The 25,703-nt window shown below is 59.2% G+C and carries 25 protein-coding genes; 9 read left to right on the top strand and 16 right to left on the bottom strand.

Translation table 11 applies throughout. The features are described 5' to 3' along the window. The 3 genes from Q3Y64_RS00390 to Q3Y64_RS00380 are packed head-to-tail and all read right to left on the bottom strand — an operon-like array spanning nt 1 to nt 1,984. Entirely contained in the window at nt 1-294 is a 294-nt protein-coding gene (locus Q3Y64_RS00390; RefSeq protein WP_303559326.1) for a hypothetical protein, read from the bottom strand. Next, nucleotides 291-1,226 (bottom strand): electron transfer flavoprotein subunit alpha/FixB family protein, encoded by a 936-nt coding sequence (locus tag Q3Y64_RS00385; protein ID WP_303559324.1) that lies wholly within the window; start codon nt 1,224-1,226, stop codon nt 291-293. Before Q3Y64_RS00385 ends, Q3Y64_RS00390 begins: the two co-directional genes overlap by 4 nt. Continuing rightward, the gene (locus tag Q3Y64_RS00380) at nt 1,223-1,984 is read right to left on the bottom strand and encodes an electron transfer flavoprotein subunit beta/FixA family protein (RefSeq protein ID WP_303559322.1); all 762 of its coding nucleotides are present in this window, start codon (nt 1,982-1,984) and stop codon (nt 1,223-1,225) included. The genes Q3Y64_RS00385 and Q3Y64_RS00380 overlap by 4 nt, the downstream gene beginning before the upstream one ends. A gap of 115 nt (nt 1,985-2,099) precedes the next feature. Here Q3Y64_RS00380 and Q3Y64_RS00375 point away from each other — a divergent pair, with 115 nt between their 5' ends. From Q3Y64_RS00375 to Q3Y64_RS00360, 4 genes are all read left to right on the top strand, one after another. Further along, nucleotides 2,100-2,693 (top strand): TetR/AcrR family transcriptional regulator, encoded by a 594-nt coding sequence (locus tag Q3Y64_RS00375; protein ID WP_101942299.1) that lies wholly within the window; start codon nt 2,100-2,102, stop codon nt 2,691-2,693. Between the two features lie 336 nt (nt 2,694-3,029). Then, nucleotides 3,030-3,578, top strand: coding sequence for an EF-hand domain-containing protein (locus Q3Y64_RS00370; RefSeq protein WP_158239206.1), 549 nt, complete (start codon nt 3,030-3,032; stop codon nt 3,576-3,578). Between the two features lie 92 nt (nt 3,579-3,670). Next, nucleotides 3,671-4,885: a 4Fe-4S binding protein gene (locus Q3Y64_RS00365; protein ID WP_303559317.1), complete on the top strand. Its 1,215-nt coding sequence runs from the start codon at nt 3,671-3,673 to the stop codon at nt 4,883-4,885. 146 nt (nt 4,886-5,031) lie between these two features. Continuing rightward, complete coding sequence (locus tag Q3Y64_RS00360; RefSeq protein WP_101942296.1) at nt 5,032-5,541, top strand: disulfide bond formation protein B; 510 nt, start codon at nt 5,032-5,034, stop codon at nt 5,539-5,541. 81 nt (nt 5,542-5,622) lie between these two features. Here Q3Y64_RS00360 and Q3Y64_RS00355 read toward each other — a convergent pair whose 3' ends face one another. Together Q3Y64_RS00355 and Q3Y64_RS00350 are read right to left on the bottom strand one after the other, a co-directional pair. After that, nucleotides 5,623-6,648 carry a serine hydrolase gene (locus tag Q3Y64_RS00355; RefSeq protein WP_101942295.1) on the bottom strand — a complete coding sequence of 342 codons (1,026 nt, stop codon included), beginning with the start codon at nt 6,646-6,648 and terminating at the stop codon, nt 5,623-5,625. Nucleotides 6,649-6,854: 206 nt separating this feature from the next. Beyond that, nucleotides 6,855-9,137 (bottom strand): NADP-dependent malic enzyme, encoded by a 2,283-nt coding sequence (locus tag Q3Y64_RS00350; RefSeq protein WP_303559312.1) that lies wholly within the window; start codon nt 9,135-9,137, stop codon nt 6,855-6,857. Between the two features lie 155 nt (nt 9,138-9,292). On the opposite strand from Q3Y64_RS00350, the gene Q3Y64_RS00345 reads away from it, so the two are divergent. Beyond that, a complete protein-coding gene (locus Q3Y64_RS00345) occupies nt 9,293-10,462 on the top strand; it encodes a pyridoxal phosphate-dependent aminotransferase (RefSeq protein ID WP_303559310.1) in 1,170 nt (389 codons plus the stop codon). On the opposite strand, the gene Q3Y64_RS00340 is transcribed toward Q3Y64_RS00345, so the two are convergent. Then, a complete protein-coding gene (locus Q3Y64_RS00340; RefSeq protein WP_101942293.1) occupies nt 10,463-11,203 on the bottom strand; it encodes a transglycosylase SLT domain-containing protein in 741 nt (246 codons plus the stop codon). A gap of 735 nt (nt 11,204-11,938) precedes the next feature. On the opposite strand from Q3Y64_RS00340, the gene Q3Y64_RS00335 reads away from it, so the two are divergent. Next, on the top strand, nt 11,939-12,805 hold the full coding sequence (locus Q3Y64_RS00335) for a hypothetical protein (protein ID WP_216821717.1): 867 nt from the start codon (nt 11,939-11,941) through the stop codon (nt 12,803-12,805). A gap of 619 nt (nt 12,806-13,424) precedes the next feature. On the opposite strand, the gene ampD is transcribed toward Q3Y64_RS00335, so the two are convergent. From ampD to Q3Y64_RS00310, 5 genes are all read right to left on the bottom strand, one after another. Beyond that, nucleotides 13,425-13,991, bottom strand: coding sequence for a 1,6-anhydro-N-acetylmuramyl-L-alanine amidase AmpD (gene ampD, locus Q3Y64_RS00330; protein ID WP_303559305.1), 567 nt, complete (start codon nt 13,989-13,991; stop codon nt 13,425-13,427). Further along, entirely contained in the window at nt 13,988-15,379 is a 1,392-nt protein-coding gene (locus Q3Y64_RS00325) for a sigma-54 dependent transcriptional regulator (protein WP_216821716.1), read from the bottom strand. Before Q3Y64_RS00325 ends, ampD begins: the two co-directional genes overlap by 4 nt. Then, complete coding sequence (locus Q3Y64_RS00320; protein ID WP_101942291.1) at nt 15,369-16,928, bottom strand: PAS domain-containing sensor histidine kinase; 1,560 nt, start codon at nt 16,926-16,928, stop codon at nt 15,369-15,371. The genes Q3Y64_RS00325 and Q3Y64_RS00320 overlap by 11 nt, the downstream gene beginning before the upstream one ends. Next, the gene (locus Q3Y64_RS00315) at nt 16,928-17,170 is read right to left on the bottom strand and encodes a PP0621 family protein (protein ID WP_101942290.1); all 243 of its coding nucleotides are present in this window, start codon (nt 17,168-17,170) and stop codon (nt 16,928-16,930) included. The genes Q3Y64_RS00320 and Q3Y64_RS00315 overlap by 1 nt, the downstream gene beginning before the upstream one ends. Before the next feature lie 340 nt (nt 17,171-17,510). Next, nucleotides 17,511-17,996 carry an LEA type 2 family protein gene (locus tag Q3Y64_RS00310; protein ID WP_303559297.1) on the bottom strand — a complete coding sequence of 162 codons (486 nt, stop codon included), beginning with the start codon at nt 17,994-17,996 and terminating at the stop codon, nt 17,511-17,513. Between the two features lie 199 nt (nt 17,997-18,195). Here Q3Y64_RS00310 and ybiB point away from each other — a divergent pair, with 199 nt between their 5' ends. Beyond that, nucleotides 18,196-19,107 (top strand): DNA-binding protein YbiB, encoded by a 912-nt coding sequence (ybiB, locus tag Q3Y64_RS00305; RefSeq protein WP_303559295.1) that lies wholly within the window; start codon nt 18,196-18,198, stop codon nt 19,105-19,107. Nucleotides 19,108-19,161: 54 nt separating this feature from the next. Here ybiB and ppa read toward each other — a convergent pair whose 3' ends face one another. The 4 genes from ppa to hemN all read right to left on the bottom strand — a co-directional run bounded on the left by ppa (nt 19,162) and on the right by hemN (nt 22,427). Then, nucleotides 19,162-19,707, bottom strand: coding sequence for an inorganic diphosphatase (gene ppa / locus Q3Y64_RS00300; protein WP_101942286.1), 546 nt, complete (start codon nt 19,705-19,707; stop codon nt 19,162-19,164). Between the two features lie 123 nt (nt 19,708-19,830). Beyond that, on the bottom strand, nt 19,831-20,256 hold the full coding sequence (locus tag Q3Y64_RS00295) for a universal stress protein (protein WP_101942285.1): 426 nt from the start codon (nt 20,254-20,256) through the stop codon (nt 19,831-19,833). 21 nt (nt 20,257-20,277) lie between these two features. Further along, a complete protein-coding gene (locus tag Q3Y64_RS00290; RefSeq protein ID WP_101942284.1) occupies nt 20,278-21,042 on the bottom strand; it encodes a sulfite exporter TauE/SafE family protein in 765 nt (254 codons plus the stop codon). Beyond that, nucleotides 21,042-22,427, bottom strand: coding sequence for an oxygen-independent coproporphyrinogen III oxidase (gene hemN, locus Q3Y64_RS00285; protein WP_303559290.1), 1,386 nt, complete (start codon nt 22,425-22,427; stop codon nt 21,042-21,044). Before hemN ends, Q3Y64_RS00290 begins: the two co-directional genes overlap by 1 nt. Nucleotides 22,428-22,554: 127 nt before the next feature. On the opposite strand from hemN, the gene fnr reads away from it, so the two are divergent. Further along, nucleotides 22,555-23,253, top strand: a complete 699-nt coding sequence (gene fnr, locus Q3Y64_RS00280; protein ID WP_101942282.1) for a fumarate/nitrate reduction transcriptional regulator Fnr — start codon at nt 22,555-22,557, stop codon at nt 23,251-23,253. Between the two features lie 38 nt (nt 23,254-23,291). Here the strand turns inward: fnr and Q3Y64_RS00275 are convergent, their stop codons facing one another. Continuing rightward, nucleotides 23,292-25,019 carry an alpha/beta hydrolase gene (locus Q3Y64_RS00275; protein ID WP_303559288.1) on the bottom strand — a complete coding sequence of 576 codons (1,728 nt, stop codon included), beginning with the start codon at nt 25,017-25,019 and terminating at the stop codon, nt 23,292-23,294. Between the two features lie 219 nt (nt 25,020-25,238). Here Q3Y64_RS00275 and Q3Y64_RS00270 point away from each other — a divergent pair, with 219 nt between their 5' ends. After that, complete coding sequence (locus Q3Y64_RS00270; RefSeq protein ID WP_303559286.1) at nt 25,239-25,682, top strand: universal stress protein; 444 nt, start codon at nt 25,239-25,241, stop codon at nt 25,680-25,682. The last annotated feature ends 21 nt before the right edge of the window (nt 25,683-25,703 follow it).

Below are 25,703 nucleotides of genomic sequence, written 5' to 3'. Positions count from 1 at the left end.
TCACTCCCCCAGGCTCTCGCGCACGCGCTGCAGATCCGGCCACTCCGATGTAGTCTCAAAATGCTCCACCCACGGCAGCACCTGAACCAGTCGGCAGGACGCACAGGATGCCCATGGGCGCAGCTGGCTCGTCCCGTCAGCAAGACAATCGACCCGCAAAGGCTCGCCATCCACACCAAAGAATAACCAGCGCTGCGCCCGCAAATCCGCCACAGCACGCCCCTGCAGGGCCGCTGCCGGATCAGCGCAGACGGCAAGGCTGGCGGCCTCACTGTCGAACACGAACACCGTCATCCGCGTAGTGCAGCAACCAGCTGCGGCACAATTTCGTGGGCATCCCCCACCAGCGCCAGATCGGCCACCTTGAAGATCGGCGCTTCCGGATCGGTGTTGATCGCAACAATCCATTTCGCATCGCGCATACCCGCCAAATGCTGCTGTGCGCCAGAAATGCCAATCGCAATGTAGAGCTCTGGCGCTACGGCACAACCGGTCTGCCCGACTTGCAGATCATTCGACGCGTAGTTCGCATCCACCGCCGCACGCGTTGCCGCCAGCGCAGCACCGAGGCAATCGGCCAGAGGCTCAAGCAGATCACGAAAGGCATCTGCACTGCCCAGACCACGCCCACCGGCCACCACTACCCGCGCCGTCGCCAGTTCCGGCCGCGCGCTATTCGTCCGCTGCTGCGCCACCTGCCGGCTCACGCCCATTTCCGGCCCGGGCGCCAGACTCTCGATCACCGCCGGTAGCTGCTGGCCTGCCGCCGCAAAAGCGGCGGGACGCAGGGTCAGAACCTTGACCGGTTCAGGACACAGCACCGTCTCGAGCACATTGCCAGCATGCGTCGGACGCACAAAGCAGTCCCCCGCGACAATCGCCGTCACGCCTGACACCGGCGCCACATCCAGCATCGCCGCTACCCTTGGCGCCAAGGCCTTGCCAAAGGGCGTCGCCGGCAACAGCACATGGGTATAACTGCCTGCCAGTTGGGCCAACACCATGGCCAGGTTTTCGACTGAGAAGTGCGCATAGTGCGGTGCATCGAGCTGGCGCACCCGCGCAACCCCTGCCAACAGGGCGCCCTGCTCGGCAACGGCTTGGCATGCGGTGCCAATCACCAATAGATCCGCAGCCGCCCCCAACTGCTGCGCAGCCCCCAAAAGGCGCGCGGTCAGCGGTTTGAGGCGAATGTTGTCATGTTCAGCCAGGACCAGAATCCTCATGCCTCAGCTCCCTCTGCCGCGAGGCGCGCACGTAGGGCGTCTGCCAACTCGCCAGCGCTCGCCACCTGCCGACCAGCCGCACGCACCGGCGGCTCCGCGTAATGCAGGGTTTTCAGGTGCGGACTGAAGTCCACGCCCAGGCCGGTTGCCGGCAAGACCTCCACCGGTTTCTTGCGGGCCTGCATGAGATTCATCAGGCTCACGAAACGCGGCTCATTGAGGCGAAGGTCCGCTGTCACCAGTGCCGGCAAGCTCAGCTCCAGCACTTCCAGCCCGCCTTCCACCTCGCAACTGACTTGCAGCGCTGCCTTACCCAGCACCAGCTTGGAAGCAAAGCAGGCCTGCGGCCAGCCCAGCATCGCCGCCAGCATCGGACCGACCTGGCCCGCATCATCATCCGTCGCCTGTTTGCCCATCAGCACCAGATCCGGCGACTCACGCAAGGCCAGAGCCTTGAGCAATTTCGCCACGCCAAGCGGCTGGAGGCACTCGTCGGTCTCAAGCAATACGGCACGATCCGCCCCCAACGCCAGTGCGTTGCGCAGATTCTCCTGGCAGGCGGCCGGACCACAACTTGCCACCAGCACCTCGCTTGCCAGCCCCGCTTCGCGCAAACGCACCGCCTCTTCAAGGGCTATTTCGTCGAAAGCATTGATGACTCTTTTGAGGCCTTCCGTTTCGAGGCCACTGCCATCGGGCCTCACTCGCACCCTGAGCTGATGGTCCACGACCCGTTTCACCGGAACCAGGATTTTCACGCTGCCAACTCCCGCAAAGCTCGAACGATCAGGTCAGCACCTTGCGGTGCGACTTGTCCAATTACGCCAAGGCCGGATAATACGACGCCACCCAGCCCAACACCGCATCGCCCACATGAACACAACGAAATCGCCCGCCACCGGCACCGCCCAGCCCCGTCAGCCACTCGATCGTGACGCCTGGATCAACTTCGCCCTCTCAGTACTGGCCGAAGATGGCCTCGAAGGCTTGCGTGTGGAAGTGCTGGCGCGCCGCTTGAATGTGACCAAGGGCAGTTTTTACTGGCACTTCAAGGACCGGCAGGCGCTCCTCAATGCCGTCGCTGCACATTGGCGCGACTTGCGCATCGCCGAAGTGGAAGCTCAGGCCAGCATCGCGCCACAGCAGGCCCGTGAGCAGATTCACGCGGTCATCAACCAATACGCGACCCAGCCCAACCAGATCCGCATGCGCATGGAACTAGCCATTCGGGACTGGGCCCGTCGCGACGCGTTGGTCGCCGCCGCGGTGGAAGCCGTGGATCAGGCCCGCCTGCGCAACTCCACCCGCCTTTTCGAACTGGCCGGTTTCAGCGCCGAAGAAGCCTATACCCGGGCGCTACTGACCTTCACTCATGTGTTCGGCCTGTCGATGATGATGTTTGAAGAAAGCATCTCGACCGATATCGCTTCGCGCCACACGGCCATCGCCACCCTGATCACCCGCTAACCCGGCCGCCCTTCTGCGAGGGTTCTGACAAGCTGTTCACGATCTGTAGCGAGAAGGCGTCAGCAGGGTGAAGAGCAGCGCAGGGACCGGAGTTTATGTTGATAAATGAGTATTCCGAGCAGCGCGCGCGCCCTCTCAGTGATCAATGAACGGCCTCGCAGTAAGATCGGGAACAGCTTCTGAGGGCCGCCACCGGTGACCGGCCGACGGCCCTTGTTACATCCGCTTACACACGCTTTCCGCTGCGAAACATCTCGCGCGACACCCCGGCCTAGGATGCAAGTGCGGACGGAGCACACGCCCCGCCCACTCAATCATCCCAAGAGGAGTGTCACCATGAAAACCACCACCCGCAATCTGCTCACGCTAGCCAGCCTGATCGCCGCCGTTTTTGCCAGTGCCGGCGCCATTGCCCAGACCGGCCCCGGCCGCGGAGGCATGCAGCCTGCCACTGCCACCATGCAGGGCCGCGCCCTTGAACGCTTCCAGGCCGCCGATACCGACAAGGACGGCGCCCTGAACAAAGACGAAGCCAGCAAGGGCATGCCAGGGCTCGGTGAGCGTTTCGCCGCGCTGGACACCAATCAGGACGGCAAGATCACCACCGAAGAATTCCAGACCTTCCGCAACAATGCCCGAAGCTCCGGCGCACAAGGAGGCATGGGGGCTCGCGGCGGCATGCACAAGGCAAGCTACCGTGGGCAAGGATCTCAGGGCGGCATGCTGCTCAACGCCGACACCGACAAAGACGGCGTCATCACCCGAGCTGAAGCCGAGAAGTACCTCACCACCCAGGCCCTGAACCGCTTCGACACGCTCGACACCAACAAGGACGGCAAGCTCTCGGCCGAAGAGCAAGCAGCCGGCCGCGGCCCGCGCCGCTAAGCCTCATCACGGGCAGCCCCCAGCCCGGAAGCTGCCCGCGCACCCGCAACTCCAGCAGAGACCGATCCACATACCATCGGGGGAGTTGAATCATGAAAAAACACTACCAGCACAGTCCCTGGGTGCAGCCCGCACGCCTCATCGCCCAGCTTGGTTTTCTGGCCTTCGCCAGTTTTGCAGCCTGGCGCCATCAGAAACTGGGAGGCGGCCCGGACGGCGCGGCATCCGTCGATGCCCTGTGCCCTTTCGGCGGGCTCGAAGCTCTGTTCAAATTCGTCAGCAGCGGCGAATTCATCCAGCGCCTGAATACCTCTGACTTTGTGCTGCTGGCCGGCACCGTCGCGCTGGCCCTCGTGCTCGGGCGCTATTTCTGCGGCTGGATCTGCCCGCTCGGCACCCTCCAGGAGCTGGCCCGCAAGATCGGCCAGAAACTGTTCCGCAAAGTCCAGCTCAGCGTTCCCACCATGCTCGACAAGCCCCTGCGCTGGTTGAAATACGTCGTGCTGGCCTGGGCGCTGGTCTTCACCTGGAAGACAGGCAGCCTGATCATCCGCCCCTATGACCCCTGGGCCGCCTACGCCCACGGCTTCGCGGGTTGGAACGAAATGTGGAGCGAGTTTGCAGTCGGCAGCAGCATTCTCTTTGCGTCCCTGCTGATCGGCCTCTTTGTTGATCGCGTTTTCTGCCGCTACCTGTGCCCGCTCGGCGCCTTTCTCGGCATCGTCAGCAAGCTGGGCCTGTTCAGCATCAAGCGCAATGGCGAAAGCTGTCTCGCCTGCAACAAGTGCGAGAAAACCTGTCCGGTCACGATCCCCATCATGGCGGCGCCAGCCGTGCGCTCGGCAGAATGCATCGGTTGCCTCACCTGCACCACCACCTGCCCCACCGGCAAGCGTGGCACCGAGCATGAGGGCCAAACCTTCCTGCTGCCCGCAATCGCCGGCAAACAGATCCGCCCGGCTGTCATCGGCTGGGCCGGACTGGTCATCTTCCTGGGCATGATCGCTACGGCACAATTCGCCGGCTACTGGCGTACCCAACCGGCTTCGATCAGCGCTGCCCTTAGCAGCGAAGGACGACTCGATGCGCAAGCCATCCGCGGCTACATGACGCTGGAAGAGATTGCAAAAACCTATAGCGTGGAACTCGGCAAGCTTTACCGAGAACTTGGCTTCTCCGAACAACAGGTTCCAGCCACAACCAGATGCAAGGAAATCCGCACACTGCTAGGCGATTCCGGAGCGGAATTCGACACTCAGAACGTGCGCGATGCGGTAAGCCGGCTGCAAGACCCCCAGCACAACTAGACCCGTTCAATGTGGTGCGGGTTGCCGATTCTCGGCAGCCCGTCTTTTGCGTCTCACTCCCGCACCTGCGGCAAGCCCACACACGCAATCCGGGCTAGAATCCAGCCTCCGCCGGAAACCGGCCCGCTAACTTCCAGTCGCTCGCCATGTACACCCGTTACCCGCTGCGCCTTGTTTTCTCCGCAATCTTTGCTTGGTGTGCCGGCCTGATCGGTTTCGGTCTGATCCTGCAGCACTTTGGTGGCTACGAGCCCTGCCCGATGTGCATCATGCAACGCTATGCCTTCGTCGCTTGCTCCGCGATCGCCCTCATCGCTGTCATCCACAACGCCCAAGGTGTGGGGCGTCGCCTCTACGCCTTCCTGATCGCAGCCAGCGCAATTGCTGGAGCCAGCGTGTCAGTCCGCCAGATCATGCTGCAACGCAATCCTCCGGCCGAAACGGTTTGTGGCCCCGATCTGGCCTACCTACTCAATTCCTTTCCGCTCGGCGACGCCTTCCCGATGATTTTCCAAGGCACGGGCGACTGCAGCAAAGCCGATCCCTTTCTGGGCCTGACAATCGCTGAATGGGCCCTGCTGAACTTCACGCTTGTTGCACTGATCGCCCTGTGGCAGCTTGCCCGTCGTACCCCGGAGCGTCGCCGCTTCGGCTAAGCCATCCCGCAAACACGACGCAGCAAAAACAAAGGCCGCATGGATCAGATCCATGCGGCCTTTATGTTTTTCTGCCAGCAATCAGTTGCTGTGTGAAAGACCCGGATGCCCGGCACTGGCCACGGGCTGGCTGCGATGCATGGCCATAGTCTCCAGCCATTTGCGGATGCGCTGTGCATCACCCACCCGTGTATAGCGCCCCCAAGAGTCCAGCAGCACGATGGCCAACGGCTTGTTGCCCATCCAGGCCTGCATCACCAAACACTTGCCAGACTCGCTGATATAACCGGTTTTCTGCACGTCGATCTGCCAGTCCGGACTCTTCACCAGCGAGTTCGTGCTGTGAAAGGTGTGCGAGCGTCCGCCCTTCAGTGCCACTGTATGCTCGGAGGCAGTCGAAAACTCACGGATCAGCGGATAGCGCGAGGCATTCGCGACCAAAGTTGCCAGATCACGCGCAGAGGAGACGTTGTTCTTATTCAGGCCAGTGCCATCAAAAATCCGTGTGTCATGCAGGCCCATGAGGCTGATCTTGACTGCGACCGCCTCCAGAAAGGCATTCATCCCGCCCGGGTAGCTGCGCGCCAGGGAGGAGGCCGCGCGATTTTCGGACGCCATCAGGGCCAGACGCAGCATGTCTTCCCGGCTCAACTGCGTGCCTACGGCCAAGCGCGAGCTGGTGCCCTTGAGCCGATCTACATCGTCGTCGCTCACTTCGATGATTTCAGAGAGATTCTGGTGGGCATCCAGGACCACCATGGCCGTCATCAGCTTGGTGATCGAAGCGATCGGCTGCGGTGCGGAAGCGTTGCGCTCAAGCAGTACCTCGCCAGTATTCACGTCCTGCACAAAGAAAGCGGACGAGCGGATCAGCGGGTTGCCTTCCTTGTCGAAATCGTTCTCCAGTACCGGCTTGAATTGCTTGCTGCGCACGCTGCTCGGTGCCAGCTTCACTTTCTTGGCCACCGGCTTGGTGAGCTTGCTGGAGGCAGACGCTTTAGTACTTGTTTTGGCAACCGGCTTCTTGCTGGCAGCTTCTGCAGAAAGCGGTGTCACAACGAGAAAGACCGCACTCATGAGGCCAAGCAGGATTTGGCTGACGCGCATCGGGGCAACTCCAGACTACTGAATCATTGCTGATTCTAGCAATGATTCTTGCAAATTAAAGAGATAGGCGAATTTCTTGAAGTAATTTCGCAGCTTTTGGACAGCTCGCAAAAAAACCTGCCCCAGTCCGAGGCAGGCGGAAGTATACGGGTTTTGTCCGGATGGCGACCGAATTGCGTCAAGCCATCCGGAAAGAAGACCTGCGATCAGCCGCGACGTTCAATCTGCGCAGCATCGACCACAGTCAGGGCGGTCATGTTGACGATCCGGCGCACCGTCGCCGTCGGCGTGAGGATATGCACCGGGCGCGCAGCGCCAAGCAGAATAGGGCCAACCGTCATGCCATCACCAGACGTCGTCTTGATCAGGTTGAAGGCAATGTTGGCCGCATCCAGAGTCGGGAATACCAACAGGTTGGCATCATCCCGCATGCGCGCATTCGGGAAAATCTGCTGCCGGATGCAGGCGTCCAGGGCCGCATCTCCATGCATCTCGCCCTCCGCTTCGATATCAGGGCGCCGCTCATGCAGCAGCGTAAGCGCTTCACGCATCTTGCGCGCGGTTGGCGTGTCATCCGTACCGAAACTCGAATGCGATAGGAGTGCAACACGCGGCGTGATGCCAAAACGCTGCAATTCCTCAGCCGCCAGGCACGTCATTTCGAAAACCTGCTCGGCACTCGGATCGTAATTGACGTAGGTGTCGCACAAAGCGATCGTGCGCCCTGGTAGGGCAAGAAGATTCATGGCGTAAAAGTGTTTCACGCCAGATCGTCGCCCCACCACGCTCTCGATGAACCGCAGGTGGTGGTTGTGCAGACCATAGGTGCCACAGATCATTCCATCGGCCCAACCAAACTTGAGCATCAAGGCACCGATCAGGGTCGAGCGTCGGCGCACCTCGCGCTTGGCATATTCAACGGAAACCCCGCGTCGTTCCATGAGCTGATGATAGTGCGACCACAATTCGCGATAGCGCGGATCGGAGTCCTGATTCACTAGCTCAAAATCCACCCCAGGGCGGATGCGCAGCCCAAAGCGCTCGATGTACATGCTGATCACATCTGGCCGCCCAATCAGGATCGGCTGTGCGATTCCTTCATCCACGACCGTCTGCACCGCGCGCAGCACGCGCTCGGACTCACCTTCAGCAAAGATGATACGGCGCGGCTCACGCTTGGCAGCGGAGAACACCGGCTTCATCACCAACCCCGAATGCCACACGAAATTATTCAGTTGCTGACGATAGGCGTCCCAGTCCTCGATCGGCCGCGTGGCCACACCGGAATCCATGGCAGCCTTGGCAACCGCAGGAGCAATCCGCACGATCAGACGCGGATCAAAGGGACGCGGAATGATGTACTCACGCCCAAAACCCGCTACCTGCTCCCCATAAGCCGCTACGACCACGTCCGACTGCTCGGCCCGCGCCAATTCAGCAATCGCTCGCACGGCCGCCAGCTGCATCTCGTCACTGATCGTAGTCGCCCCCACATCCAGCGCGCCGCGGAAGATAAAGGGAAAACACAGAACGTTGTTGACCTGATTCGGATGGTCGGAGCGGCCGGTTGCCACGATGGCATCGGGGCGCACCGCCTTGACCTCGTCCGGCATGATTTCCGGCACCGGATTGGCAAGCGCCAGGATCAGCGGATTCGCCGCCATCTTCATCACCATTGCCGGCTTGAGCACGCCGGCGGCGGAAAGCCCCAAAAACACATCCGCCCCCTCGATCACCTCGGTCAGGGTCCGCATGCCGGTGGACTTGGCATACACCGACTTGATCGGATCCATCTCTTCGGTGCGGCCTTCATAGACCACGCCCTTGATGTCCGTCACCCAGATATTCCGGACCGGAATGCCCAACATCACCAGCAGGTCCAGACAGGCCAGTGCAGCAGCTCCGGCGCCGGAAGTTACCAGCTTGATCTGGTCCAGCGGCTTACCCAAGAGATGTAAGCCATTGAGGATGGCCGCTCCGACCACGATGGCCGTGCCATGTTGGTCATCATGAAAGACCGGAATCTTCATGCGCTCGCGCAGCTTGCGCTCGATATAGAAGCACTCTGGCGCCTTGATATCCTCAAGATTGATCCCGCCAAAGGTCGGTTCCAGCGAAGCAATGATGTCCACCAACTTATCCGGGTCACGCTCGGCAATCTCGATGTCGAATACATCAATGCCCGCAAACTTCTTGAACAGCACGCCCTTGCCTTCCATCACCGGCTTGGCCGCCAAGGGGCCGATCGCGCCAAGCCCAAGCACAGCCGTGCCATTGGTAACGACACCGATCAGATTGGCACGTGCGGTGTACAAACTGGCTGTCGCCGGATCATCAACGATGGCGTCACACGCAGCCGCAACCCCCGGCGAATACGCCAGGGACAGATCCCGCTGATTAGTAAGCGCCTTCGTCGGCACCACGGCAATTTTTCCGGGGCGTGGCAAGGCGTGGTATTCCAGTGCGGCAGCACGGATTCTTTCATCCATGAGAAGGCCTCTGAGTAGGATTCGGGAAGATTGTTCTTGTATGTTCCGCTCATTCTAGAAGCCGCAATGCACACCTGACACCCTGCTGTTCATCCGGACATGCTTGTTGGCACAAATCACGTATGCTCGCCCCTTGTCCGCCCTTCCACAGCCACATGTCCGCCATTCTTCCCGACAGTCTCGCCGCGCGGCTGCGCGGCATTCCTCCTTTCCATGTCATGGAGTTGCTGGCTCGTGCCCAGGCACTCGAAGCCCAAGGGCACGACATCATTCATTTGGAGGTTGGAGAGCCGGACTTCCCCAGTCCGGAGCCCGTAATCCGGGCAGCCCAAGCCTTTCTCGCCAAGGGACAGGTGCGCTACACGCCAGCGGTGGGCCTTCCCGCCTTGCGCGAAGCCATCTCCGGTTTTTATGCAGAACGCTTTAGCGCCAACGTTGATCCTGAACGCATCATCATTACCGCTGGCGCTTCCGGCGCGCTACTACTTGCGGTAGCAGCCCTCACCAACCCCGGTGACGAATGGCTGCTCACAGACCCGGGCTATCCCTGCAACCGTCAGTTTGTACAGGCCTTCAACGGCAGCGTACGCACTCTGCCGGTCAGTGCCACGACAGCCTGGCAGCCGACCGCCGAACAACTCGGCGCCGCCTGGGGGCCGCATACCAAGGGCTTGCTTCTTGCCAGCCCTGCCAACCCAACAGGCAGCGTACTCAGCCCAACAGAACTGAACGCGCTGTGCGCCAATGCGCGAGCCGCCGGCAAGCAGGTTATCGTTGATGAGATCTACCAGGGATTGGTGTATGGCGAAACCGCCAGCAGCGTCCTGGGGCAGCGCCAGGACATCTTCGTGGTGAACAGTTTCTCGAAATATTTTGGCATGACCGGTTGGCGCCTGGGCTGGCTGGTAGTTCCAGAAGGTTTTGCGCGCCCAGTGGAGATGCTTGCTCAGCACCTGTTCATCGCCGCTTCAACCCCTGCCCAACATGCAGCACTGACAGCCTTCAGTTCAGAATGTCTGGAAATCCTGGAGCTCCGACGCCAGGCTTTTGCCTCGCGCCGCAACGGCATGCTGAAAGGTTTGCGTGAGCTCGGTTTCGGTATCGGACACGAACCTGCTGGCGCCTTCTACATCTATGCCAACATCGCAGGGCTCGCGACTGACAGCATGGAGTTCGCTCACCGCCTGCTTGATCAGGCCGGAGTGGCCTGCACTCCAGGCAAAGACTTTGGTGACTGGCAGGCTGCCGCACATTTGCGGCTAGCCTATACCGCTGACGAAACACGCATCGCAGAAGCGCTGGAGCGCATCCGCAGCGTCCTGTAGTCAGCTGGCCTTGTCAATGGCAGAGCGCGCTGCCGTGCGCGTGGCGGGTGCCGCCACGAAACCACGCAGGCGCTCAAACTCCTGCATGACCCGGCTGGAATAGGCCATCTCCGGATCGGCACTGGCTCCGCCATAAAGTTGCAGCGCTGCATCTACGCTTCCAGTGGAACGGATGTACTCCCTGAGAATCAGGGTGCCCACTCGAATGTTCTCAACCGGGTCGAAGAGCGCAACACTGCCCTTCTCAGCGGTGATCTTTTCAACGTGAAAACGCGGAATGATCTGCATCAGGCCCTGAGCACCGAAATTACTCTCGGCGAAGGGATTGAAGCCGGACTCAACAGTGATCACGGCCAGGATCAGCAGCGGGTCCACACCGTTCGCCTGCCCCTCACGCTGAGCCGCCTTGACCAGCGTCTCAACCACCAGCGGAGAGACCCGATGACGCTTGGCAATGGCCGCTGCGACACGTGCGTGACCAGCAGACATACCGCGCGAGTGTTCAGCCACGGCCTCTTCATATACAGCATCCACCATCGCAACTTCAGTCGTTTCCACCATCTGCTGGCCATAGCCAAACATTTCGCGGGGATTCAGACCATCCACACCGAAACGGCCCAGCTGATAAGTCATGCCGGCCATCACGATCACACCCGCCATCACGAAACCACCGTGAGCAAAGTGCAGGAAAAAAGTCAGCAGATGTTGAGCAAAGCGGGTCAGTCTGACTAAGGGTGTCATTCTGGCTCTCCTGTTCAGTCAAACCGGCACAGCGCAGTGGCGCGGACAACACTCCGCGCGCAGCGCAGAGTGATAGTTCATACCGGTTTTCTTCGAGTGTCAGATGGCGAAAACTTCCAAGTGGGAAGGGCCATCCTGCGTAACGCATCTCCGCAACCGGGAGGTGCCGGACTGGACTGCAGCAACACGATGCTTCTTGCATCGGCGACCACAGCGTAACGGGTCATCAGGGCATGTAGTTCTATGTGACGGAGCGCTCGATTCTGCTATGCAGCACCCTTAAGTAAGGGAAGAGCGTTTCCATCTGTTTCCAGAGGTGTTCGCAGTCTATTGATTACAATGAATTTTGTCAATCAGCCCACAAAGCCAGTACTGACGCGGCAATTCATTTGTCATTCACTCAAAAGCCGCACCAGACGGTAGATTCCGCCACCCCCTGTACTTACAGGCACAAAAAAACGGGGTCCGCAGACCCCGTTCTCACACACTAGCACTGGCCATAATCAGGGGCGCGAACCACCCGGAAAAGGCCAGCCAGCCTTCGGATCCAACGAGGACTTGATACCCGGAGTAGCCGCCGTCGAGGGCGTTGCGGGCTTGGGTGCCGGAGCAGGAGTTGCCTGAGATGTCTCGGCAACTGCGGCCGGCGCTGCAACTACCGAAGCCGGTGCAGCCGCAGCGGGGGCAGCAACCGGCTCAGCTTTTTTTGCGGCAGGCTTCTTGGCCGCGGCGGGCTTGGCAACTACAGCCTTCTTGGGTTCAGGCTTCACGACAGCCTTCGCCGGAGCAGCCTTCTTCACTACAGGTTTGGCAACAACAACCTTCTTTGCTTCAGGCTTGGCCGGAGCAGCCTTCTTGGCAACCGGCTTCGCAGCAACTTTGGCAGGAGCGGCCTTCTTCGCAACAGGCTTGGCAGCGGCTTTGGCCGGCGCAGCTTTCTTGGCGGCCGGCTTGGCGACAGGCTTTGCAGCAGCCTTTTTAGCGGCAGGTTTGGCAGCCACCTTGACCGGCGTGGCCTTCTTGGCCGCAGTTTTCGCGGCAGGCTTGGCAGCCACAGCCTTCTTTGCGACAGATTTGGCTGCCGCCTTGGCCGGTACAGCCTTCTTAGCTGCCGGCTTGGCTGCTGGTTTGGCAACGGCTTTCTTTACTGCGGGCTTGGTCGCTGCAGCTTTCTTCACTGCAACTTTCGCCACAGCCTTCTTGGCAACCGGCTTAGCTGCGGCCTTGACTGGCACAGCCTTCTTGGCTGCAGTTTTCGCGACCGGCTTGGCAGCAACAGCCTTCTTTGCTACGGGTTTGGCAGCAGCTTTAGCGGGAGCGGCCTTCTTCGCCACGGGCTTGGCAGCAGCTTTGGCGACCGGCTTAGCAGCCACAGCCTTCTTGGCCACTGGCTTGGCAGCAGCTTTGGCCGGCGCAGCCTTCTTCGCCACGGGCTTGGCAGCAGCTTTAGCTGGTGCAGCCTTCTTCGCTACAGGTTTAGCAGCAGCTTTGACGGGAGCCGCCTTTTTAGCTGCGGGCTTGGCGGCCGCTTTGGGCGCCGGTTTTTTTTCTGCTGCTTTCTTTACTTTCTCAGTTGTTGCCATCTTCACACCTCCTTGTTAGCACCGATCAGGTTGGTTACTACGCACGAACACACCATCCCCGGATGCCATCCGGATGGTGATCAAGCCACGCGATAACGCGGCGATGGGAAAACAGTCAACCACCCTGCTCAACATCGCGGCAGCATGGCAAAGAATGGGAAAGGGAAGTCCGAAAAATTCCGGCACGCAGACGCGATGAACATCACGTTTTTGCGGAGAACAGAAAGCCCTTGCGTCGAAGGCAGTGTAGGTAAGCACAGACGTCGGGTTCTGGTTCTGTATATGCACCGGCTCAGGTCGTGAATAAAGTTGAGCTTGTCATTACCGTTTAATGCAAAAAACTTGTGGAATCAAGACTTTTCTTCTTGCTTTAGGCGAAGACTTGCACGCTCGTCGCGAGCACACAACATTTCATCCTTGCCGGAAAAGCTTGCACCACAAGGCTTTCAAGCAAGCCAAAATAAAATGACAAATGACTTCACCCCACTCACCACAAGTATCAACGTTCGTCGGAAAGCCCGGCTACAGGGCAATTCATGCGCTTCCGGAAAATTGCGAGTCGCCACCACTCTGCCCGATCAGCGCACACTAGATATGGTGAGCTCGCCGCACAAGGCTACTATCGGCGGTAGCCGTGTTCAGCGCATGCGTAAGCCGCTATGCAGGACACTCGACGACAACTGGTTCCAGTCGAAAAAAGGCCCCGGATCCGTCTTGCGTCCAGGCGCGATATCACTGTGCCCGCAGATGGCCTGCAATGGATGATTTCCCGCAAGGCAGGCCACAAGCCTGTTCAACTGCGCATATTGGGCAGCCTCAAACGCTTGTGTGTCGCTCCCCTCCAGCTCGATGCCGAGGGAGAAATCGTTGCAGCGCTCACGCCCTTCCCAATAGGAGACGCCGGCATGCCAGGCACGCTGACGGGTGGACACAAATTGCAGCAACTCACCATCCCGACGGATGAAGAAGTGTGCTGACACCCGCAGGTGATGGATCTTTGCGTAATAGGGATGAGAGGAAGCGTCGAGGGTATTAGTGAAGAGTGCTTCGACGCCGGGGCCACCAAACTCCTCCGGCGGCAGACTGATGGCATGTATCACCAGCAACTCCGCCACACAGCCAACCGGACGTTCATCGCAATTCGGTGACGGAATCCAGCGAGCACCACGAAGCCAACCCTCATGATCCAGTTGCAGGACGCTCACTCGGCCTCGCCCCCCTTGTCACCCTTCATGCTCAGACGCTCCATGCGATAACGCAGCGAACGAAAAGTTACACCCAACACGCGCGCAGCCGCCGTGCGATTGCCGGAAGTCTTGCCCAAGGCCTCGATGATGGCCTCACGTTCAACCCGGTCAAGGTAATCCTGCAAGGTGCTCTCAGCGCAACCGTGGGCACCCGGCGAGCCCTCACAGTCCTGTGGCTCAAGATGCAGATCCTCGACTTCAACCTGGTCCCCCAGTGCCAGTGCCATGGCGCGCTCAAGGATGTTTTCAAGTTCGCGCACGTTGCCGGGGAAGGCATAAGCCAGCAAAGCCCGCCGTGCCGCATCGGTAAGTTGCGGCGTGCGTAAACCGGCTTCCGTCGCAAGACGTGCCAGGATGTTTTCTGCAAGCGGCAAGATATCGTCACGCCGCTCTCGCAGAGCCGGCATTTTCAGTTCGATCACGTTAAGGCGATAAAAGAGATCCTGACGAAACTTGCCCTGCTCTACCCGCTCTCGCAGATTCTGGTGAGTCGCTGAAATGATGCGCACATCAACCGGTTGCTCCTGTGTGTCGCCGATACGCCGCACGCGCTTTTCCTGGATGGCGCGCAGCAGCTTGACCTGCATGGCCAGCGGCAAATCAGCTACCTCGTCGAGAAACAGCGTGCCGCCGTCGGCCGCCTGGAAGAAACCTTCCCGATCGGCATCCGCCCCCGTGAAAGCACCTTTGCGATAGCCGAAGAACTCACTCTCCATCAGGTTCTCCGGAATAGCACCGCAGTTAACGCCAACAAAGGGCCTATCCGAGCGCGCGCCGAAACTGTGGATCAGGCGAGCGGCGCGTTCCTTGCCACTGCCGGATTCGCCAGAAATATAGACCGGAGCCAAGCTGCGAGCGAGGCGTTCGATCATGCTGCGCACCTGCAGCATGCTGGCCGATTCCCCAGTGAGCTGCGCGGCTGGTTTGCCAGCCTTCTGCTCAGCCTTCGGAATCTCGAGGGCCGATTTGACCAGTGTGCGTAGCTGCTCGAGCGACACGGGCTTGGAGATGTAATCGAAAGCGCCGGCCTTGAGTGCCGCCACCGCGTTATCCGTGCTGCCGTGAGCAGTAATCACGGCTACAGGCAAGTCGGCACAATGAGTGGCGATGTAGCGCACAACATCCAGCCCTTCACCATCCGGCAGGCGCATATCCGTCAGGCACAACCGGTACTGACGCTCACTGGCCAGACGGATCGCGTCTTTCACCGATCCAGCAGCGTCCACACCCAAGCCCATACGCACCAGCGAAAGCTCGATCAATTCGCGGATATCTTCCTCGTCATCGACCACCAGTACGTCGGCACCCCGCACACGGCCGCGACGCTCCATGCTCTCACTGCTCATGCAGCCTCCTCACAATCAGATGAAATTCCGCCCCGCCCGCAGCATCCAGCAAACTCAGATCAGCCGCATTAGCCTCTGCCAGCTCGCGAGCCATGTATAACCCTAGGCCTGTCCCCTTGGGGTCGGAAGTAAAGAACGGCTCGAACACCTTGCTCCGATCCTCTGACGGAATGCCCGGGCCGTCATCACGAATGGTAAGCAGGCCACGTGCTTCGTCGATCCGCTGAACATTCAGATGAATGCTACCGGGCTGGCCGCAACAATAACGACGCGCATTGCCGAGCAGATTGGAAAGGATCTGATAGAGATGCACGCGATCAAAACTCACCCACACCTCCTGCTGTACATCGAGCACCACCAGCGTCATCACATCGGCGTGCTGCAGGGCATATTCATCCAGAAAGGTCCGGCAGAACTGCCCCAGCTCGAGGCGCTCACTGGTCAGACGATCACGCCGGCCAAGTTCCAGCACATCCCGCACGATGCGCTCGATGCGGGCCGTATTGTCATGAATGATCCGCACCAGGCGCTGCTGGACCTCTCCTCGCTTCTCTTCCAGCAAAAGCTCACCAGCGTGCGAGATTGAGGAGAGCGGATTACGGATTTCGTGCGCAATATTGGCAGTAAGTCGCCCTAGTGCAGCGAGCTTCATCTGCCGCGCACGCGCCAAAACCCGCTCGGTGTCTTCTACATAGAACAATAAATCGGCTCCCTCGCCGGTCGCCAGCCGTCGCACCTGGAGTGATGCGCCAGTCTGCTCGTTCTGGATGTGGACGCAGAAATCAGTCTCGACGTGCAGCACCGCTCCAGCCTCCAGCGCCGGCACACATGCGCTCAGCGCCGAGCCTACATCCAACCTCACTCCGAGCAGCTCGGCCGCACGTGGGTTGGCCTGGCGAATCCGACCACGCTCATCGACCACCACTACGCCCTCTTGCATATCCTCGATGATGCGGGCATTGACGCGCAACTGGCGTGCCAGGTCGAGTCCGCGCTCCCTCGCCAACGCTTCATTGGCCAGCGCACGCCGGGCCAGCATGCGGGCCACGATGGCCACCGCAAAAAAACCAATGCAGACGATCGCCGCCTGTGGCAGATCTTCAGTAGTTCGCTCTCCACTCAGCATACGGGCGGCCTGATCGATCAGCACAGCAATCGTGGCCAGCGAAGCAGCCCCCAGCACCATGCGCCCCTGGCCAATGAGTCCGGAACCTGCGATAGAGGTCATCATCAGGAAGGGCACGCCGCTGCGATACCCCCCGCTGGCATACATGAACATGGCTAGCACAATGATGTCCAGCGCCGCCTGCAACCCCAGCGTACGCTCGCCGTAATGCGGGCTGCCAGCATGCAGCAGGAAGAAGGTGAAGGCCATCACCCAGTAGGCCACCACCGCCACGATGAACACATCTGGTGCCTTCTGGCCAAAGCTCAGCACTCCGCCGAAAATCGCAAAGGCACTCGCCACCACTATCCGGTACAGATTGAAGTACCGGATCGAAACCGCGCGTGCATCCGGAGCCTCGAATCCGGTCAGTACTGCAGTCATCAGCGGCTGCCTCCCACACCAAGATGAGCATGTTCGGGCGAACAGAAGTCCCGCCCACCGTCACTGACCGCCTCACTCTCTGGAACCAGCAGGCCGCAATGCGCGCACTCCACTATGCGCTCGGGTTCCGCAGGTGCAGCCCGCTCCGCCCCCCGCTCTTGCGGCACATCAGAGCGTTGCCACCAGCGGCGCACGAAGTGAACCGCCAGCAACAAGAGGAAAAACAGCAAAAGATTGCGCATGCTTGCTCCAGCGTTTCAGGAACCGCGAGTGTATCCCGGAGGCCAGCTCGGTCAAATCCATCAGGCGCCGCAGACGGACTCCCGAGACCATCAGCGTATCCCGGCGTAATGATCGGAGAAGGCCATTTCGCAACTCGTGGAGACACCCCCAACAAGATCAGCACCATGCTTAAAGCCCTGATCATGCAAGCGACGAGTCCGCCTCTCCACATCCAGGCGAAAACGATCTGGCGAGCTATTCAGACAGAGGTATTGCAATCTCTCACCCTGCACGGGATCAGGTCAGCCCCTTGATGAAAGCATCCCCAGCGTGCGTGGCTTTCCAGACCGCACACTCTTACTAAAACCCTATCCGCTCGCCGCTCCCGGCGGGAGCAGGCTTGGCGGCAGCACCGAGCAGCTTGCTGACATCCAGTTCGCCCGGTTGATCGAAGGGCGTACGGCCATATCCCTTGATCTGTGCCTCACCCTTCAGGCGATAGTGGAGCTTGCCATCCCTCCCAGTCAGCTCCGGCAAGCGACGCAATAGCCCCAACACTTGCGCATCCGCATCAACATCTACCAGACCTTCGCCGCGCTTCGGGATAGTCACCGGAGCACTCGATCGCCCACTGGCAAATTGGCTGTCGCCAACCAACACATCAAACACCAGGCTTTCGACACCAATATCCAGCGCATTCGGATTTGTCACCCGCAACTGCAGGCGCAATTTCTGCTGAAAGAGAGTGCCACCGGAAATTCTCACATCCATCAAAGCTACTTGAGGCCTTCGCCAAACCGGAGCACAGGCAGCCAGCGCCAGCAGACACAACAGCCACTTACGCATCGCCAGCCTCCTCACTCAGTTCCTCCAGCACAGGCACCATCGACTCCACCAAGCACGACCATACGACCTGCTCATGCTTTGCACGAACTAGATCAAAATCCACAGGCCTGCCCGCGAGGCCCAGCCCGATAAAACCGACTTTCATGTGTAGCCTTTCTGTCGATTTGGCGTACGACGTTTGCCAAGCGATAATCAGTGCATGAATTACGCAGCGATCATCAAGGAAATTGGCCGGGGCACCAAGGGCGCGCGCGACATGTCGCGCGAGCAGGCTCAGGAACTGTTCGGCCAGATTCTGGACGGCAAGGTAGCAGATCTGGAGTTGGGCGCCATCTTGCTTGCCCTACGCATCAAAGGAGAAAGTCCGGACGAACTGCTCGGCTTCAAGGCTGCACTGGATGAGCGCACTCGCCAGGTAGAAGTTCCTCTAGGCCTGCGCTGCGTCGTACTGCCCACCTACAACGGCGCCCGCAAACAACCCAACCTAATGCCTCTGGTAGCCTTGCTGCTGGCGCGCGAAGGTGTGCCGGTACTGATTCAGGGACGGCATGATTTCGAATCCCGCGTCAGTCCCTTTGATCTGCTATCAGCGCTTGGAGTTGAGTGCGAACGCAGCCTGCCCGATGCTTCAACAGCGCTCGCAACACGGCACATCGCCTGCCTGCGCCTGGACATGCTGGCGCGCGGCCTGGACTGGTTGCTAGGCCTGCGCCTTGTGCTCGGCGTACGCAACAGTGGTCACACCCTGGCCAAACTGCTGGACCCATGCCGAGGCCGCAGCGTGCGCGTAGTAGGCGTCACCCATCCACCCTATCTTGAATCCATGCAGGCACTACTTGAAGCAGAGCAAGCCACTGCACTACTGATGCGGGGCACAGAAGGAGAGGCTTACGCAGCCCCGCGCCGTCGTCCACGCCTGCTTGGTTTCTGCGACGGACAACCAGAAGAGTTATTTCCCGCAGCTGAGTTCGATCTGGATCCAAGCAGTGAAGCGGCTTGCTCGGTCAGCGAAAATGCGGCGCTGATCCGGCGCATGCTTGATCGCGAGATTCCGGTACCACAACCGATACGCGATCAGGTCTGCGCACTGGCCAGCCTGGCCCGTTCCTGAAAAAACAAAGCCTGCTTCACGCAGGCCTGGTTATTCAAAACGACCCATCGCGTCTCAATCCGTCTCATCCCCAGCCTTGGCATTGAAAGCGGCAACACCGGAATAGATTTCCTGACGTGCCGCGTCAATACCATCCCAGCCCAGCACCTTGACCCACTTGCCTTGCTCCAGATCCTTGTAGTGCTGGAAGAAGTGCTCAATCTGGCGCAACAGCAGATAAGGAAGATCCTGATAGGTGCGGATGTTGTCGTACAGCGATGTGATCTTGGGCACAGGCACTGCCAGCACCTTGGCATCTTCACCTGCCTCGTCAATCATGCGCAATACACCTACCGGGCGGCAACGGATCACCACCCCAGGAATCAACGCAAACGGAGCCATCACCAACACATCAACCGGATCGCCATCACCGGAAATGGATCGCGGCACGTAACCATAGTTGCAGGGATAGGACATCGAAGTGCCCATGAAGCGGTCCACATAGACCGCGCCGGTATCCTTATCAATCTCGTACTTGATCGGATCGGCGTGCGCCGGGATTTCGATAATGACATTGACGTCATCCGGCACATTTCCCGGCGGTACATTGTTGAAGCCCATGCAAAACCCCTCGTTGGTGTAGTCCGGTTTTATCGTTATGTGTTCATTTCACGCTCAGGCGGGCGCAATTGTCATGCTTTTCGTCTGCCCTGCCTATCAGTAGTCCTACCGACCCATGCGTCCCTAGCGCACCAGAGTCACCGGCCGGTGTGCCAACGCCACCACCCGCGCAGCCACTGAACCCAACAAAGCCTGAGTCACTGCTCCGCGTCCGTGCGTCCCCATCCACACGGCATCGCACTCCAGATCATTGACAGCATTGGCAATCGTTTCGCCCGGCGAACCCACTCGCACATGCTGCTCGACATCAAGCCCAGCCGCACGCAGACGCTCGGCTACAGGCTGTACAACTGCCAGCCCTTCTTCATGGTAGTAAGCGTCAACTATCTCGCGGGCCACGTGGCGCGTCGCAAAACCAATCGGAATCGGCAGGTGCACATACAACACATGAACCTTGGGCATCTCGCGCAAACGAGCAGAAAAGGTCAACAAGGCATCCACCACACGTGCGGAGTATTCAGAACCATCGACAGCCAGCAGGATGTTCATAGCCTTGTCCCCATCAAAAACTCACACCTCGCAGATCACACCAGCCCACAACAACCCACCGAGTTCAGGCGCACGGATCAGGCCATATATGCCGAAAAACAGCACCACAAGACCAGCCACTAATCTGAAAGAACGGCTGCGCACCAGATTTCTGTAACGTGCGAGGAGAATGCCAGCGAAGAGCAGGTTCGGCAGGGTGCCTGCCCCGAAAGCCAGCATCAACCCGGCCCCCCGCACAGCCGAGCCATTCACCAGCGCTAGCGACAGTACGCTGTAGGTCAAACCACAAGGCAGGAATCCCCACAGGAAGCCTACTGGCAGGGCCTGGCGCCAGCTTCGCACCGGCAGGAAACGCTTGCTCAGCGGCTGGATACGCCGCCACAGAAGCTGCCCGCCACGCTCCACGCCAGCCAGTACGCGGGTGAAGCCCATCAGGTAAAGCCCCATGCCGATCAGCATCAGATTGGCCAGAACGAAGAGCATCAGCTGCAGCGGCAGGAAGCGATTGAAGAGCATGCTCGCCGAACCGATCGCGCCGACCAGCCCGCCGATCAGGGTATAGCTTGCAATGCGGCCGAAGTTATAGGCTAGCTGACGCGACCACACCGGAGCAGCACCCGGAACCGGCGATGAAAGCGCGCTGACGATGCCACCACACATGCCGATGCAGTGAGCTCCACCCAGCAGGCCAATCAGAAAAACGGAGAGAAAACCGCTGGCGGAAAAATCAGACACACCAAGCCCTTCGAGGGATACGCCCCAGTCAGCCAGGGCGCTTCCTACCATCAGATCACGCGGGAATAGCGCCGCTTCTCACGGTCGCTACGCAAGTAGGCGTCAAAAACCATGGCGATGATTCGTACCAGCATGCGCCCAGCCGCGCTGACCTGTACGCCATGCGCATCAATACTAAGCAAACCAGCAGCACCAAGTTCACGCAAGTCGTTCAGCTCTGCCGCGAAATACTCCTCAAAGCAAACCCCGAACCGGCTGGACATAAGCTCAAAGGACAGCGAAAAGTCGCACATCAAGGTCTGGATGACCGCATTGCGCAGCTCGTCATCCGCACCCAAAGCCCAGCCACGCATCACGGGCAATTCGCCGCGATCAAGGGCTGCGTAGTAGGGATCAAGCTCGCGCTGGTTCTGGCAGAAAGCCCCGCCCGCCTTGCCAATAGCGGACACCCCGAAGGCCAGCAGATCGCATTCGGCATGCGTCGAGTACCCCTGAAAGTTGCGCTGCAGGCGCCCCTCACGCTGAGCCACCGCCAGCTCGTCATCTGGCCGTGCAAAGTGGTCCATACCGATGAATACATACCCTGCAGCCCCAAGGCGCTCGATGGCAAGGGCAAGGATCTGCAGCTTGGCGTCCGGTGCAGGCAGGTCCGTCTCGTTGATCCTTCGCTGCGGCATGAAGCGACTCGGCAGATGGGCATAGTTATAGAGCGCCAGCCGATCCGGCTGCATCGCCAGAACCGTATCCAGGGTACGGCCGAAGCCCTCCACACTCTGGTGTGGCAAACCATAAATCAGATCCACACTGATCGAACGAAAACCCTCCGCACGCGCAGCATCGATCACCAACCGGGTTTCCTCGACGCTCTGGCGACGATTTACGGCCGCTTGCACCTTCGGATCGAAGTCCTGAACCCCCACACTCATGCGGTTAAAGCCTTCACGCGCGAGCAAGGCCACGGTCTCGGCGCTCACCTTGCGCGGATCAACCTCAATGGAGAACTCCCCTTCTGCCTGCAGCGTGAAATGCTGCCGGATCGCGCTCATCAGACGAAGGATCTCCTCCGGCTGCAGGAACGTAGGAGTACCACCGCCCCAGTGCATCTGGGCCACCGGCCGAGGAGCCGGCAGCAAGGCTGCCTGCATGGCCATCTCGCGTTCAAGATAGTCAATGTACTTCGCCGAACGTGAGTGATCCTTGGTGATCACCTTGTTACAGGCACAGTAGTAGCAGATGGTGTTACAGAAGGGGATGTGGAAATACAGCGACAACGGGCGAGTACCCTGCGGCGTTGAGAGGCGCGCAAGGTGCCCAACCTGGCTTTCCGGCGTAAATTCGGCCAGAAAGCGGTCTGCCGTAGGGTATGAGGTATAGCGCGGGCCCGGCACGTCAAACCGGCGGATCATGTCGGGGTCGAACTGGATCGTCTGGAGCACGATTCGATTTCTTTTGAGTTAATCAGCCAAGATCGCAGACTTATACCCCAAAAACGTTGATGCTGATCAATTCGCAGGGTACACTTCAAGGGTGGATCAAAAAGTAACCAAGCCCCTGCCCCCTGCTATGCGCATCGCCTGCAGTCAATGCAACCTGCGCGAGTTGTGCCTTGCCGTCGGTCTGGATGACGCGGATCTGCACAAGCTCGACGAACTGGTCGTGAAGCGCAAGCTCAAGCGCGGCCAGCAGCTCTACCGTGCCGGTGATGCCTTTGAGGCGATGTACGCCATCCGTACCGGATTTTTCAAGACCGACATCCTCACCGAGGAAGGTCTCGAACAAGTAACCGGTTTTCAGATGGCCGGCGAGATCTTGGGCATGGATGGGATCAGCAATGACCATCACGTCTGCAATGCAACTGCACTGGAAGACAGTGAAGTCTGCGTGATGCCCTACGATCAGCTGGAAGACCTGACGCGCGACATCAAATCGTTGCAGCAGCAGTTCCACAAGTTCATGAGCCGCGAGATCGTACGTGACCAAAGCCTGATGATCCTGCTGGGGTCGATGCGCGCTGAAGAACGTATTGCCGCTTTTCTGCTGAACCTTTCTCAGCGCATGCGTGTGCGTGGCTATTCCGCCTCGGAATTCCACCTGCGCATGACTCGCGAAGAAATCGGCTCCTATCTTGGCCTCAAGCTGGAAACCGTGAGCCGTGCCTTCTCAAAGTTCCACGACGAAGGCCTGATCGGTGTTCAACAGAAACATATCCGCATCCTTAATGCGGATGGCCTCAAGGCACTCCTGAACCACGCTCCGAGCTGACCGCTGAGTTCTCAGTGCCTGCCAAAGGCGCTGGCGTCTCAGGTTTCCAGCACGTACCGGCCAGGAGCAGCCCCAAGGCTTTTGGGTGCAAGACTCACGGCCTGCGGAGCCGGACGCAAGACTCCGGAGTGTGGCGCCAGCCAAGCCGCCCAATCCTCCCACCATGACCCAGACTGCCACTCTGCGCGGGCCAACCACTTTTCCGGTGAATCGGTACGGTGGACATGATCAGCCCGGAAGCGGCGCTTCGGCGGCGTAATCACTGGATTGACGATCCCAAGAATGTGCCCGGAACTGGAAAGCACATAGCGCTTTGGCCCGCGCACAAAATTCATGATCCGAAAAGTCTGTTTCCAGGGGGCGATATGATCATCCTCAGCCCCCACGGAATACAGGGGCTGTTCGATGCGCTCCAGATCGATAAGCTGCCCACCCACCGTCAAGGCATCACGCTCGATCAAACGATTATGCAGATATAGCTCATTGAGATACCAGGCATGCATGGTGGCCGGCATACGCGTGGTATCCATGTTCCAATACAGCACATCAAAAGCAGGTGGCTTCTCTCCATACAAATAACCGTGCACGTAGTAATGCCAGATCAGGCTATTGGAGCGCAGCAAGCGGAAAGCTGAAGCCATTTCCTTGCCTTCCAGTACTCCCTTGCGACGCATCGCATCAGTAAGGAAGCGCACACTCCCTTCGTCGATGAAGACTTCGATATCCCCTGGGGCAGAGAAATCGGTCAGCGTGGTGAAAAGTGTCCAGCTGACGACCGGATGTTTTTCGGCAGGATACTGGCGCGTGGCCCAAGCCATGTAGATCGACAAGGCCGTGCCGCCAATGCAGTAACCAGAAGCATTCACCTTGTCGGCGTTCGACAACTCGCGCGCGGTATCGACAATGAAATCAATGCCTTCGGTGATGTAGTGGTCGAAACCTACATCATGCATCGACAAATCCGGATTCTTCCAGCTGGTGATGTAAACATCGATGCCCTGATCAAGCAGATAGCGCACCATGCTTTTCTTCGGAATCAGATCCAGTACATAGAATTTGTTGATCCAGGGCGTAACGATAACCATCGGCCGCGCATGCACTTGTGGCTGGGTTGGAGCATAGCGGATGACTTCCAGCATGCGGTTACGCGCAACGACTACCCCCGCCGTAGTCGCAAGATTCTCGCCCACCTTGAAGTCGTCCGGATTCGTCATGCGGATATCACCAGCAGCCAGATCCGCCAGAAAATTCTCCATCCCCCGACGCAAACTCTCGCCATTGCTTTCTGCGGCCAGGCGCTGAGCTACTGGGTTGCTCCAGAAAAAATTAGTCGGAGCCACCGCATTGAGATATTTCCGCCACCAGAACGCTGCTCTGCGACGTTCGTTGTCGGACAGCCCGGGAGTCTCATAAAGCATATCCTGGATACGCCGGGTAACCAGCAAGTACCATTCCTTGGCAATATCCCAGCTGGCATGCTCGGTCCATACGGGATCAGCGAAGCGGATGTCGTCCGGTTGTGGCATCACCGGATCTTCACTCGGGAACCCAATTGCCCGGCGATACGCATGATTGCCGACGGTCAGCAGATCATTGGAAAAACACAGCATCTGTTCAAGCAACTCTTCCGGATGCAACACCCATGCAAGCTGGGCGTGCATGAGCGGTACAACCACCCCTAACGGATCGATCGTCGCAGTGATCTTGTCCCGCCAATCGCTATAGGATGGGCCGGGCCCATTCAGATTCCGGCACGCTGAATTCATGGCTTGCCTCCTGCGTGAAGAGCCTAAAATGAATCAAGGCTGCGGCTGATCGAATCATGGTGAAAGCCCGCCACACGTGCACTTGGCAACCCACCACCCTGAACATAGCCGAGGTATCTCTGCCCTACAGCCAGAGATACCCGGACAGGCCGGAAGATTTAGTAGAAGCTGCCATCCATCACGGAACCGCAGCTCCGATTTTCATGACAGGAGGTTCGTATGTACAAGCACTTGCTCGTTCCAAGCGACGGCTCCGAGCTATCCAACCGAGCCGTTCAAAGTGCCGTGACACTGGCAAAAAGCCTGAATGCGCGAGTCACGTTTCTTTACATCCAGCCAGAGTTTCCGCTGCCACTTGCGGGAGAAGGGGCCATGCTGGTTCCAGAGAGCCGTGAAGAATTCGCCCAGAGTACCCAGGAGCAGGCCAAACGCATTCTTGGCCAAGCGGAGGAGATCGCTGCGAAAGCCAGTGTTGCTGCCGTCTCGCGCACGTCGGTGAGCGATATTCCGTATGAGGAGATCATCAGCACCGCTGAAACTGAAGGCTGCGATCTGATCTTCATGGCTTCACACGGACGCCGCGGATTGGCCGGCCTGCTGATCGGCTCGGAAACCCATAAGGTTGTTACCCATAGCCAGATTCCGGTACTGGTCTACCGCTGAAAGCAAGCGGAGTGACTCGCG

The organism is Uliginosibacterium sp. 31-12, from assembly GCF_030548425.1.
GTDB classification, from domain to species: domain Bacteria; phylum Pseudomonadota; class Gammaproteobacteria; order Burkholderiales; family Rhodocyclaceae; genus Uliginosibacterium; species Uliginosibacterium aquaticum.
This window is presented reverse-complemented; position numbering and strand designations above follow the sequence as displayed.